The organism is Methylobacter tundripaludum SV96, assembly GCF_000190755.2.
Taxonomy (GTDB): Bacteria; Pseudomonadota; Gammaproteobacteria; order Methylococcales; family Methylomonadaceae; genus Methylobacter_A; species Methylobacter_A tundripaludum.
Genome location: NZ_JH109153.1, coordinates 779,948 through 794,030, shown reverse-complemented (window position 1 = coordinate 794,030; position 14,083 = coordinate 779,948). Strand labels below are relative to the sequence as shown.

General features: G+C 59.6%; 2 protein-coding genes. Both read right to left on the bottom strand.

The genetic code is table 11. From position 1 onward, the window contains the following. Window positions 1-90: 90 nt before the first annotated feature. Window positions 91-4,680, bottom strand: a complete 4,590-nt coding sequence (locus METTU_RS16370) for a type I polyketide synthase (RefSeq protein ID WP_006892910.1) — start codon at window positions 4,678-4,680, stop codon at window positions 91-93. Between the two features lie 12 nt (window positions 4,681-4,692). After that, a complete protein-coding gene (locus METTU_RS16365; protein ID WP_006892909.1) occupies window positions 4,693-14,082 on the bottom strand; it encodes a hybrid non-ribosomal peptide synthetase/type I polyketide synthase in 9,390 nt (3,129 codons plus the stop codon). Between the last annotated feature and the right edge of the window lies 1 nt (window position 14,083).

The following is a 14,083-nucleotide window of genomic DNA, read 5'->3' as shown; positions in this document are numbered from 1 at the left end:
GCAATCCCCTGCGGCTAAGGTTGTTGAAAGACGTGTTGTTTTTCGTATGTTTTCTGAAGTTAATTCCACGGACTGGCGGAAGGGACATGGCTAATGCCCCAGTGCATTGAGCAATTCCGCAGGCAGACTGCCGCTTTCCAGTAGGGCTTGCGCCTCATCCTCGGACATTTGTTCGAGCTTGTCGAGCCACTGGGCCAATTGGTCTTCGTCGCTTAGTTCGAGCTGTTTTTGCAGCAACGCTTCGCTTAACTCGGCAATCGTTGGCGCAGTGAAAAAGAGCACCAATTCCACGCCTACTTTGAAGGACTGCTGAAGCCGCGTTACCAATTGCGTGGCGAGTAGGGAATGACCGCCCAAGTCGAAGAAATTATCGTGAATACCGATGGGGTCGATTCCCAGAAACTCCTGCCACAATTCCGCCATAGCGGCTTCATCCTCGTTGCGGGGCGGTTCGTAGGGATTGCTCAGGTCAGGACGTTCATGACGTCTGCCGGCAGCGGGTGTTTGGGCGCCGGGTTGATCTTCCTGTAACCGGCTGAACGCCTTCCGGCGGAAACGCGGATCGCTGGTGGCAATGATGATGCATGTCGATTCGCCCAAAGCCATCAGGCGCTGGAAAGCGTTGCCGCCTTCTTCCGGAGTCATGGCGATTTCGGCCAAAGCCGAGTTGATGTCGGTTCGGTCGCCTTCTTCTTGCCATACATCCCAATGTACGACGATCCAGGGATATGCGCCGGTCTGATTGTGTTGTCGGGCAAACGCCTCCGTATAGACGCAGGCCGCGGCATGAGCCGCTTGTCCTATGCCGCCGACTTCGGCGGCCAATGAGGACATCAACAGGCAGAATTCGATATTCCGGTGTTCCAGAGACTGTTTTAGCGCGTTAAGAGTCAGTTGCTGTGCTTGCCAGTAGGCATCCTGCTCGGTCTTGTGAATATCCTGCATCAGTGCAAACGGACGGGGACTGCTCATGTCTGCGGCATGGATTATGCCGTCAATGCGCCCGAAGCGGTGTTCCGCCTGGTTCAATACCGCATTGAGGCTTGGCGTATCGTAGTCGACCAGCTGGATCGGCAGCACTTCGGAGCCCAGAGCCTCCAGCTCTTGAAGCTGTTGAGCGTTTGCGGCGGATTCCAACGAACCTGCGGTTGTCAGCACCAGCTTGGCTTGAACCATTGCCGCTACTTGGCGGGCAAACAAGAATCCGATGCCGTCGAGGCCGCCGGTAATCACGTACACCCCGCCGTTACGGAGTAAGCAGTCGGCCGTTTCTCGCGGACTGTCCGGACGGACTGCTTCCAAGCTGGGAAGCCAGCGGTAGCCGGTGCGCAGGATAACCAGCGGGTCTTGCGCCGGTATGCTCAACTCTCGTGCCAAGCGGGAGGCGAGGCTGTGCAGTTGCCGTTCCGTCGCAGGTAACGGGATGTCGATCGCGCGGCAGGATAGATTAGGGTACTCCCAGGGCAACGTGCGCAGTAGACCGAGTAACGCCGCTTTGGCCGGATCGATAGGATGGTCTGCGCCGATAGCCTGCATGTTATTGCCAACCACGGTGAGCTCGATCGGCAGGCGTACTGTCAGTCGGCCCAGCGCTTGAATCAGGGCTAGCAGGCTGTCGCAGTGTCGGTTCAAGTCTGTTGCGGCAGGGTTGCTTTGACTGAACCCCCATAAATAGACGATCTGTTGCGGCAGCGCATTTTGCTGCTGTAAAGCCTCCAGCAGCGCATCGAAGTCGGCGGGTTGAACCGGGTTTACGGTATAGGCGCGTTCATGCGGCTGCGCAAAGCCGGAGCCGGGATTTACTTTGAACACTTGGCGTCCGTTTTGCGTTTGTTCCGCGGCTAACGCGTCAGCCAGACCGAGTTCATCGGCAAACACCAGCCATTCCGGGGCGGATGTAGCCGATTGCGGCGTTGGCGCAAGGCTGGTTTTCCACGAGGGCAGGTAAAACCAGTCGGCCGGATTGGCTTGTCTGGCGCCTGCCGTCGTTTTCGCCGCTTCACCGGCGGCCGGTTTGCCCGGTTCGATCCAGTAGCGGCGACGCTGAAAAGGATAGGTGGGCAGCGGCACGCGCAAGCGTCGTTCATGCCGGTAGAAACCGTTCCAATCGATGCCGATACCGGCCAGCCATAAATCGGCCAAACTGCGTAGCAGAAAGCTTTGCGCGCCGCGTTTTTCCTGGGCTTGGGGTAGGCTGGACAGACATAAAGGCGGAGCAGGATTGACAAGCCCGGCCAGACCGCCCAAGGTGCGTCCGGGCCCGACTTCCAGCAACACTTGCGATGGCTCGGCAGTCAGCAAAGCCTTGAGCCCCTCGCCAAAGCGCACGGTATGGCGAAGGTGTTGGGTCCAATATTCCGGGTGGGTGGCTTCCGCTTCGCTGATCCAGGTTCCGGTGAGATTGGAGATATAGGGGATTTGCGGCGGCTTGAGCTCAATACGCCGGAGCAAGTCGGTAAAGGGCGCCAGCATAGGCTCCATCATGGCCGAATGGAACGCGTGCGAAGTATGCAGTAATCTGGGGGACAGGCCTTGGCCGGTGAGTTGGTTTTGCAACGCTTCAATCGCCGGGAGCGGGCCTGAGACCACGCACAGTTCGGGGCCGTTGACGGCGGCAAGGTCGAGAGGTTGCGCAAGTTCACCCAACAGCGTGAGCAGTGTCGCTTCGGCCATGGGCACGGCCAGCATCGCGCCGACCGGCATAGACTGCATCAGTCGGCTGCGGGCGGCGACCAGCGTTAGGGCGTCTTGTGGCGAAAACACTCCGGCCAGGCAAGCGGCAACGTATTCGCCGAGGCTGTGTCCAATCATGGCGCGCGGCTGCAAGCCCCAACTCAGCCATAATTGGGCCAGTGCGTATTCGATGGTAAACAGCGCCGGCTGCGCCAGCGCGGTTTGTTTTAATTGCGCTGCCGCCGCTTCACTGTCGGCTTCGGCGGGGAACAGCAGGCTGCGGATATCCAGGCCCAATTCCGGTGCCAGGATTTGCGCGCACAGATCGATTTGTTCCCTGAACACTGCTTCCTGCTGGTAAAGCTCGGCTCCCATCCCTGCATATTGGCTGCCTTGACCGGGGAACATGAACACCAGTCCGCGATCGGCTTGATTATCGGTGTGGCTGTGCGGCGAAGTCCGCAGTGTACTTGCCGCTTCCGCAGCGGTGGTGCAGGTAAAGGCCAGCCGGTGGGCAAACGCCCGGCGTCCTTTTTGCAGGGTATGGCAGGTATCGGCCAGGTTTATGTGCGGTTCCCGTTCCAGAAAGGCCGCCATATTTTCTGCCGCGGCCGACAGGGCGGCTTCGGTTTTTGCGGAAACCACCATTAATTGTACCGGGCGTGACGGCGAACCCGGCGTCGGCAGCGGAGCTTCTTCGATGATGGCGTGGGCGTTGGTGCCGCCCACCCCAAACGAGCTGATGCCTGCACGGCGCGGCGCTTGCCGATTACGCGGCCAGAGTTGCAGGCTGTCTACCACATAAAAAGGGCTGTCCGGCAGGTTCAGCTTGGGGTTAGGCTGTTTAAAATGCAGGTTGGGCGGAATCATGCCGTGATCGAGCGCCAGCGTGGTTTTGATCAGCCCCGCCAGTCCTGCCGCTTTATCGACGTGGCCTATATTGGATTTGACCGAACCGATCCCGCAGTAGCCTTTTTTGTCCGTGCCGGCGCGAAAGGCTTGGGTGAGGGCGGCCACTTCAATCGGGTCTCCCAACGGTGTTGCCGTGCCATGGGTTTCGACGTAACTGATTGTTTCGGGATTAACCCCGGCCATGGCTTGCGCCTCGACGATGACCTCGGCCTGACCGTTGACGCTGGGTGCGGAATAGCCGACCTTCGATGCGCCGTCGTTATTAATAGCGGTGCCTTTGATGACTGCATAAATACGGTCGCCATCGTCCAGCGCGTCGCTGAGCCGCTTGAGGACTACCGTAGCAACGCCATTGCCGTCGATCAAGCCGCTGGGATCGGCGTCGAAAGGGCGGCAGTGGCTGTCGGGAGAATAGGCCGTGCCTTCTTCGTACAAATGGCCCATCTTTTGCGGCAAATGGATGGTGATGCCGCCGACCAGGGTCATATCGGATTGATAGGTAATCAGGTGCTGGCAGGCAAAATGTACGCTGACCAACGACGAGGAGCAGGCGGTGCCGATGTCGACCGCAGGCCCTTTGAGATTCATGCTGTAGGCAATCCGGCTGGGGACGAAGTCTTTATCGTTATAAATGGACAGTTGAAAACCGCCGACCTGCTCCAGCAATCCGGGATTGGACAGAATATTGAAGGGCAGGTAGGTGTTCATGCCCGCGCTGGTAAACACGGCGATGCGGCCTTCGTAGGTTTCCGAATCGTAACCGGCATGTTCCAAGACTTCCCAGGCGGATTCCATCAGCAAGCGGTGCTGCGGGTCCATCAGTTCGGCTTCCCGTGGAGAAATGCCGAAGAACGACGCATCGAACATTTCCACATTGTCCAAAATCGCTTTGGCCGGGACGAACAGCGGGTGGCGGATGGTGTCCAAATCCAGGCCCGAAGCCAGCATCTCTTCTTCGGAAAACAGCGAAACCGCTTCCACGCCATCGCGCAGGTTTTGCCAAAAGGCTTCCAGGTTAGGTGCGCCCGGCATGCGCACGGCGATGCCGACAATGGCGATATTTTCTTGGTCTTCGCGTATTTCTTCGTGACTCATGGCAACTATTTCCTATACCTTTACTTGAGGGGTTCTGCGCCGACGGGCTTGGTTGCCGACGGCGGCTTTTTGCCGACTGGCGCGGTCTTTAATGCCCGCGTAATCGGGTTGAATCGGTGCCGTGTCGCTGCTGAGAAAAGCGGCCAAGGCGCTGATCGTCGGATATTTGAACAACTCGATGACCAGGCAATCGTTAGGCAACAGCGGTTGCAGTTTTTTATAGGCTTGCAGTATCAGCAGGGAGTTTCCGCCTATATCGAAAAAATTGTCGCGAATGCCCACTTTGTCCAGCAGGAGGACTTCCTGCCAGACAGCGGCGATCCGGTGTTCGATGTCGTTGCCGGGCGGCGTGTAGTGGCCGTCCTGATCGGGACGGGACTGATCGGGGACGGGCAAGGCCCCGCGGTCAATCTTGCCGTGACTGGTCAGCGGCATGTCTGTCAGCGGGACGATCACCGATGGAACCATATAGTCAGGCAGCAGCAGCTTGAGTTCCTGGCGTAAGCGGTCGGCATTCAGTGGCTGATCCTGCGCCGGGCTCACATAGGCGACCAGTCTCGGGTTGCCGGGTTGATCCTCGCGCAGCAAAACCACCGCTTCGCGCACCTCCGGACGATCGGCCAGAACGGCTTCGATTTCCCCCAATTCGATGCGATAGCCGTGCAGCTTGATTTGGTGATCGATGCGCCCGAGGAAGATCAACGTGCCGTCGGCCAAGTAGCGGGCGCGATCGCCGGTTTTGTATAAGCGGGCGCCCGGTTCGTCGACATCATGGCTAAAGGGATCGGGTACGAAGCCCGCCGCAGTCTGGCCCGGCCGGTCCAGATAACCGCGAGCCAGTCCGGCCCCGCCGATATAGAGTTCGCCGGGAACGCCCGGCGGAACCGCTTGCAGATTTGAGTCCAGCACATACAGACGGGTGCCGCGGATCGGGCGGCCAATGGGCACCGATCCGGCGATAGGACTATCGGCCTCGTAAGTGCAGCAGCCGACTACGGTTTCGGTCGGTCCGTACTCATTGACCGTCAGCGTAGCGGTGTGCTTGAACCAGGGGTCGAGTGCGGCTCCCGGCAGCGCTTCGCCGCCCAGCACCAGGTAGCGGGTCAGGTGAGCATCGGCGGATGGGTCGCCTGCACGTAGAGTATTGAGAATCTCCAGGTGAGCCGGAGTCAGCTTGATAAAACTGAATTGGTACGGCGAACGGTGCAGCGCGGCCATGGCTTCGAGTTCCTCGCCGTCCGGTAGCAAGACTACCCGGCGTCCGACCAGCAACGGCACGAACAGGCTGGTCACGGTCGCGTCGAAGCCGATGGAGCCCAATACCGGTGCGCCGTCTCCTTGTTCCACCTCGTAAGCGCGCACCGCCCATTGCAGGTAGTTCACCAGGCCCTGATGGGAAATCATCGCGCCTTTGGGTTTGCCGGTGGAACCCGAGGTATAGATGACATAGGCCAGATGATTGGGCATCACGTTGTTGACGGGATTGCGGTCGGATTCGCGATCGATGGCGTCGCTGTCCCGATCCAGGCAACAGACTTGCTGGGGAAGCTCTGTGAGCCGGTCCAACAGGTATTGCTGGGTCAGCAACACGGCCACTTGAGCATCGCTTTGCAACAACGCCAGCCGCGCGGCCGGATAGCTTGGGTCCATCGGCACGTAAGCGCCGCCGGCCTTGAGGCTCGCCAACAGTGCGACCATCAGTTGCCAGGAGCGATCCAGGCAAATGCCCACTCGCAGGTCAGGACCGACGCCCATACCGCGCAGGTAGTGAGCCAAGCGGTTGGCGCGCCGGTTGAGGTTGTCGTAAGTGAAGGTTCTGCCCTCCGGGCCATCCTCTACCAGCGCGATGCGATCCGGGTGTTTTGCGACCTGCGACTCCCACAAGGTGTGAAAGCAAGTCGGTTGGGCCGCCGTCTCGGTTTTGTTCCATTGCAGGATTTGCATCAGCCGTTCCGACTCGCTTAATAACGGCAGGCGGCTCACGCTTTGCTGCGGCTGACTGACCACCGCTTCGAGCAGGGTTTGATACTGGCCGAGCAGGCGTTGAATCGTCGCCGCCTCGAAAAGGTCGGTGTTGTAATCGCATTCCAACACGACCCGGTCGTCGCGCAGATTCGCGGTCAGGGTCAGGTCGACGCGGGTGTAAGTGACCGGTTGCGGATAAACCTGTACCTGTAAACCCGCGGCTTCGTGCATATCCGGCTGGCGTTCAAGGTTAAAAATGGTACTGAGCAACGGCGATCGGCTGTTGTCGCGCTTAAGGTTGAGTTTGTCGAGCAGACGGGCAAACGGATAGTCCTGGTGCTGGTAAGCATTCAGCAGGGTATTGCGGACGTGGTGCAGATGTTCGTCGAAACGCTCGGCTTCGCCGATCTCGCTGACGATCGGCAACAGGTGTACGCAGTAGCCGACCAGTGCGTTGCTGCCTTCCAGGCCGCGTCCGGTGTAGGGTGCGCCGATCACCAGCCGGTCTTGGCCGCTGAGCCGGTGCAGCAGCACCGAGTATACCGCCAGTAACACCATGTACAAGGTGCAGCCCTGCTTGCTGCCCAGGTTTTTCAAGGATTGCAGCAGGTCTGGATCGATTTCCGACCATGCCCTGGCGCCGTTATAGGTTTTGACCGAGGGACGCTGGTAATCGCCCGGTAAATCCAGAGCGGGCGCCGGATTGGCGAATTGTTGCAGCCAATAAGCCTCGTGAGTCGCCATCGCCGCGGTGTCCAGCTGTATTTGCTGCCAGTGGACGAAGTCGCGATATTGAATCGGCGTAGCCAGTTTGGCCGCCTCGCCGCGGCAAGCCGCTTCGTACAAGGCCATGATTTCATTCAGGACCGTACCCATGGAGGGGCCGTCGCCGATGATGTGATGCGCCGACAGCGCCAGTACATGGCGGTCGGCCTCGAGCTTGAGCAGAGTGGCGTAGAACAGCGGTCCCTGCGAGAAGTCGAATAACTGCCGGGTTTTCTCCAGCAGCCAATGTTGGAGCGCGGTTTCGGGATTTTCCTCGCCCGATAAATCGATACAGGGCAAGCTGACCGCCTGGGCCGGTTGGACCCATTGCCGCTCGCCTGCGGCGTCGAGGCGGGCGCGCAAGGATTCGTGGCGGGCAATCGTCTGTTCCAACGCGACCCGCAACGCCTCTTGATTCAGCGGTCCTTGCAGCAAAAGCGCCGCCGGGTCGTTGTAAGAGCGATTGCCGTCTTCGTCGAGCTGGGCCAGCACCCACAATTGTTTTTGCGCCTCACTCAGCGGAAACCCTGCGTCTTCGCCGGAATCGATCGCAGTGTATTTTTCCTTGAGCAGGCTGATTTGCGGCAGGTTGGCGATGACCGAGTCCGGCGCGACGCCGAAGTCGACAAAGCAGGCCAGCTCATCGACGCCGATGCCGATCAGGCGTTCCACAATCGGCGCGCAGCTTTCCGGAGAGCCGATCAATGCACTGGTTGCGACATATTTTTCATAGGCCTTGCCGACGATATAGGCTTTGTCTTCCGGGCTTAACCGCTCTAAATCCGTGGACGGCCCTACGTCTTGAGCCATCTTTTGAAACAGGTCGATGCTGGACAGCAGATAGTCGCACATCGGCTGGCGCGCCTCGCGTATGGCTTGCTCCGGGTCGGCGCACAGGTAGGTATGGATCAAGACCGTGACATTGCCTGCGTCCGGGTCATGTCCATGTTCGGCCAAGGCTTGCCGGTAGATGGCAATATTGTTTGCCAGGTCTTCCATCGACTGGCCCATCAGGTTGGTCAGCACGCCCAGTCCCATCTCTCCGGCTTTGCGATAGGTGTCGGGATTGTTGACGATGGTCAGCCAGGCGGGCAGCGCGGCTTGTTTCGGACGGGGGTAAATATTCAACTCCACGCTGCTGTCGTTACCGCCGCGCATAGTGATGCTTTCTCCGCGCCATAAATGGCGGATGGTGTCGATGCCTTCGAAGGTTAATTCGCGGTGCTTGCCGTAAGAGTCGGGCGCGAACACAAAGTCGTTGGGATGCCAGCCCGAAGCAAAGCCGATGCCGACGCGGCCGTTGGACAGGTTATCGACCAGCGCCCATTCTTCGGCGACCCGGATCGGGTTATGTAACGGCAACACCACGCTGCCCGCACGCAATTGCACATGCTGGGTTTCCCGAGCCAACGCGGCGGCCAGCACCGAAGGGTTCGGCGAAAATCCGCCGAATTCGCTGAAGTGCCGTTCGGGTATCCACACCGCGCGAAAGCCCTCGCGGTCGGCATAACGCGCGCCTTCCAGCAGCAGATCGTATTTGCCGGTGGAAAATGCGGCATCGTAATTGCCGAAATAGAACAATCCAAAGCCTAGTCCGCGTTTGCCCGCTGTTGCCTTTGCCGTGAAAGCGGTTTCCCGGTGGCTCAGCTTGGAATTGTGCCGGAACCAGCTCCGGTCTGTGGAGTCTGCCAAATTTTTTTTGTTTGAGGGAATGGCGGCGTCGCTGCTGCCTGCGGCTTGACTGCGTTCGGGCAAGAAGCCGCCTTGGCGCAATTCCTCAACGCTTTCTTTGACCGCTTTAACGATCAGGTCGATGTCTTCTTCAGTATGGGCGGTGGACAGGAAACAGGCGCGCCATTCCCAGATGTACACGCCTTTTTCCAACAAGTGGTAATAAAACATCTCCAGGTTGCCGGGGAACTTGAAGTGGAAGGTCGAGGCAAAATGGCAAATGCGGAGTGCCAATTCCTCTGCCTCGAAATAGTCGTTGAGCGTTTTGGCTAATGCGGCGGTGCGCTGGTTGAGGCGTTCTTGCAGCGCCGGTCCTTCCGCTTTCAGATGGCGGAGCGCGGCCAGACAGGCGGCCATCGAAAATGGATGCTGGCAGAAAGTGCCGCCGAAATACGTGCGCGTGGCGCTCGGATAAGATGCGTCTCCGTATTGCCACATGCCGCCGTCGATGCCGTCGAGGAAGCGCGCGTCTCCGGCAACCGCGCCGATAGGCATGCCGCCGCCGATGATTTTGCCGTAGGCGGCGAGGTCGGCCTTAATGCCGAACAGCCCCTGCACGCCGGCGGGATGGGCGCGGAAACCGCTGATCATTTCGTCGAAAATCAGCGCGGTGCCGGTTTCCTCGGTCAGGCTGCGCAATGCGCGCAGGAACTCGACCGGCTGGAAATCCAGGCGTCGGCTCTGCACCGGTTCTACCAGCACGGCGGCCAGTTCGTGGGCATGCTCGCGGATGATGTCCAGCGTTTCCTGAGTGCCGTATTCGAGCACCAGAATGTCTTTGGCCAGATTCGGCGGCACGCCGGGCGACACCGGTTCGGAGCGGAGTTCTCCGTTGACGCGGATGGTTTTGGCCAGAGTGCCGTCGGAATGGCCGTGGTAAGAGCCTTCGAAGATCACAATTTTATGCCGACCCGTGGTGGTGCGGGCCAGGCGCAATGCGATCATGATCGCTTCCGTACCGGAGTTGGTAAAGGCAACGCGCTGGTGACCGGTGATTTCGGTGAACAGCTCGGTGATTTCCTGCATATGTTCGGAGCGCGGGCCGAGCTGGAAGCCGTGTTGAATTTCCGTTTCCAGCACGCCCCGCATAAATTCGGGACGACTGCCGAACAGCAGCACGCCGAAGCCCATAGTCAGGTCGACGTAGCTGTTGCCGTCAATGTCGCGTAGCCGTGAACCCATCGACTCGGCGCCGGTGATGGGGTAGAGGATTTCTTTGGTCGAAAAGCGAAAACCGACGCTGGCCCGGCTGTCGGCCAAACCCGGACGGCAGGCTTGGGCCAGCGCTTTGGATTTCGGCGTTTTTTTCTGGTAACGCTCGATCAATGCCGCAAGATGTCGGCTTTGCTGCGGGTTCAAGCCGTTGGCACTGGGTACGATAGGATTGTTCAGCGCGCGCAGCGGCGAGGAGCGATCTTCCGAGTTCTGTTGCGGTTGCGCGGTATCGGCGTGTTGGGCAAGGGCTTGCGGTTGAAGCGGACGGGGAGCTTCCTGTTGAGCCGGGATAGCGGCGCTCGCAGCACCATAGCCGATGTCGGCTGGCGCAGGCATGCCCTGCAATAAGGCTAATTGTTGCGCCATCAGTTGGGTCTGGGCGAGGACGATCTGTTGCAACGCCGTGCCGTCGGCGATAGCGCTGACCGGCGGGCGTAGGCCGGAATAAGGCCCCCCAAGCGTAGCGCGAGGTGGCGTTTCCGGCGAATTCGGCTGGGGATTGCCGGAAACGTCAGTTCTCGCTGTCGCTCGAACCGACTCATTTCGGTCTACAGGGCTTGGCGTTGGCGCAGCCTGTACCGGTACCGATTGAGACACCGGGGTAGCGGTCGTTTCCTGCGACAAGTCGGCGGTGGTTCGATCCGCCAGGTATCCGGCAATCGCGTCTATCGTGGTGATTTCTTCGAAAAACTGGCGGATTTCGAGTTTGATCCCAAAATTGTCTTCGACGATGCGTACCCCTTCAACCAGTACCAGCGAATCGGCACCCATTTCCAGGAACTGTGCGTGGGTATCTATTTCGCTCGGTTCGGTTCGGAGCAAGCCGGAAAAAAGGCGGCACAGACGGGCCAGGATTGCTTCGCGCCGGGCGCGGTCATCTTGAACAGGCTGCGACGTAGCTTGTTGTGGATTTGTCATGATCGATTCCTTGGGGGCGAGCCAATAAGATTTTCGTTGAAAGGCATAAGTGGGGACACAAACACGGTTGCGGCCAAATGCTGCATCGAAGCCGGACCAGTCGATGTCCGCGCCCCGTGCGTAAGCCTCGGCCAAGCTTGTCGATACGACGGACCAGTCGGGCTTTGGTTGCAGTAGGGACGGCAGCCAAGCGGCCGACGGGGCCAAGCGCTTGCCGAGATTGGCTAATACTTGGCCGGGGCCGATTTCCAGAAACAGTTCGAAATTCCGGCCAAAAGCTGCTGCAACTTTGTCCCCCTCTCCCTGTGGGAGAGGGCTGGGGTGAGGGATTAAGCCGGCTAAGCCTTCGGCGAATCGGATCGGCTGGCGGCAATGCTGACGCCAATAACCGGCGTCGGGAACTTCTCCCTTGCCCAGTGCCAGTCCGGTCAGGCCGGAGATAAAAGGCAGTTCCGGTGCATGGAAACGGATCTGGCGGGCAAAGCGTTCGAAGTCTTCCAGAATGGGTTCCATCAGCGGCGAATGAAAGGCATGACTCACCTGCAATGGATAGCTTTCGATGCCTGCTTCGCGAAATTGGTCGAGTACTTGGCTTAGGGCGGAGCTGCGGCCGGAGACGACTATATGTTGGGGGCCGTTGATCGCGGCGATGCTCAGCTCATGCCGATGGGAAGCAAGGGCTTTTTCCACCAGCGCTTCATCGGCAAAAATCGCCGCCATCGCGCCGTTTTCGTTTAGCGTTTGCATCAGCCGTCCGCGTTCGGCGACCAATTTCAGGCCGTCTTCAAGGCTGAACACACCGGCAACGCAGGCCGCAGCATATTCGCCGATGCTGTGGCCTAATACGGCGGCGGGTTCCAGGCCGAAAGACCGCCATAGACAGGCTAGTGCATATTGCAGCGCAAACAGCGCGGGCTGGGCGTAACTCGCTTGCTTAAGCAAGGCTTCCCCGTCGCTACGGTGTTCCTCGGCATAAAGGACCGACAGCAGCGGTTTTTCCAGCAGCGGTTCGAGGATCGCCGCGCAGTTATCCATAGCCTGCCGAAAACCGGGATGGAGTGCGTATAACTCATGGCCCATGCCGGGATAAACGGAACCCTGTCCGCTAAACAAAAATACCGGCCGTAGCGGTTTGGCGGGTGGCGTAGCGCCGAGAAAAAGTCCTGGGATCGGCTGGTTTGCACCGAAAGCGGCAAGCCGTTCCTGCATCTGGGTCAGGTCTTCGGCACAGACGGCGATGCGCTGCTTGAAATGGTTACGGCCGGTGTTAGCGCTGAAACAGGCATCCGCCAGCGACGGCGGCGTTTGGGCAAAAAACCTTTGGTAGGATTCCGCCAGGGCTTTTAGCGCCGGTTCGGTTTTGGCCGACAGGGCCAGCACATGAACCGGACGGTCTCGTTCCGGGTAAAGCGCTTCGGCCGCCGGGGCTTCTTCGATAATGAGGTGAGCGTTGCTGCCGCTTGCGCCGAATGCGCTGAGCCCCGCCAAACGGCGTTTCTCGCCTCTGGGCCATGGCGTCAATTCGGTTATCGGGCGGATATTCAGCTCGTCCCAGGCAATGCGTGAATTAGGCTGCTTAATGTGCAGGGTCGGCGGCAGTTCCCCGTGGCGCAAGGCCTGAACCAGCTTGATCAGGCCGATGATACCGGCTGCCGATTCCAAATGGCCGATATTGGATTTTACCGAGCCTACCAGCAGCGGGCGCTCCCGGCCTTGCGCTTGGCCCAGTACGGTGCCCAGGGCCTGCGCTTCGATAGGATCGCCGAGTGAAGTGCCGGTTCCGTGCGCTTCGATATAGTCGATTTCGTGCGGCGCTATCCGCGCTTTGGCCAAGGTTTGGCGGATCAGTTTTTGCTGCGCCACACCGTTGGGTACGGTGAATCCGCTGCTGGCTCCGTCCTGATTTACCCCGGAGCCGCGAATCAGGGCGAGGATCTGATCGCCTGCGGCCACCGCATCGGCGTAGCGCTTGAGTACGACGATGCCGCAGCCTTCGCCCCGGACGTAGCCATTGGCGGAATCGTCGAAGGTTTTGCAGCGTCCGTCCGCCGACATCATTCCGGCGGCGGATAAGGTGACATTCAACAACGGCGAAAGCGTCAGGTTGACGCCGCCGCTCAGCGCCAGATCGCAGTCTTTGGCGCGTAGCGCGGTACATGCCAAGTGGATGGCGGACAGCGACGAAGAACAGGCGGTGTCGACCGCCATGCAGGGGCCTTGCAGGCCCAGCACGTAAGACAGTCTCCCGGCGCAGGCATTTAACGGCGTACCGGTATTGAAATAAGGGTTTACCTCGCCTTGATCCGCACGTTCCGCCTGGAGCAGGCCGTAATCGCTGGCAGTGACGCCGACAAATACCCCCGTAGGGCTGCCGGCCAGATTGGAAGCAGGCAAGCCTGCGTGTTCCAGCGCTTCCCAGGCGACTTCCAGCAACAGGCGTTGTTGTGGGTCCATGCTTTCGGCTTCCCGCGCGGAAATACCGAAAAAGGCTGCGTCAAAGCGGTCGGCCTGTTCAACAAATCCGCCGTAGCGCGTGTAGGCCTTGCCGGGTCGGCCCGGTTCCGGATCGTAATAGGCGGCGGCATCCCAGCGTTCCGGCGGAATTTCCCGGATTGCGTCCCGGCCGTTGCGGACCAGCTCCCAGAAAGATTCGGGATCGTTAGCGCCGGGGGTACGGCAGCCCATGCCGATAATGGCGATAGCCTCGCTTCCGGCTTGTTCGAGGCGCTCGACTTTGCCGCGCAGTTGCTGGATAGCCGCATAGGCTTTCTGCAAGGGGGTTAGTTCATCGGGGTGTTCCTGAGCCATC

Coding starts and splice junctions, on each gene's coding strand:
- METTU_RS16370 (WP_006892910.1), bottom strand. CDS start 4,680: ATGAGTCACGAAGAAATACGCGAAGACCAAGAAAATATCGCCATTGTC.
- METTU_RS16365 (WP_006892909.1), bottom strand. CDS start 14,082: ATGGCTCAGGAACACCCCGATGAACTAACCCCCTTGCAGAAAGCCTAT.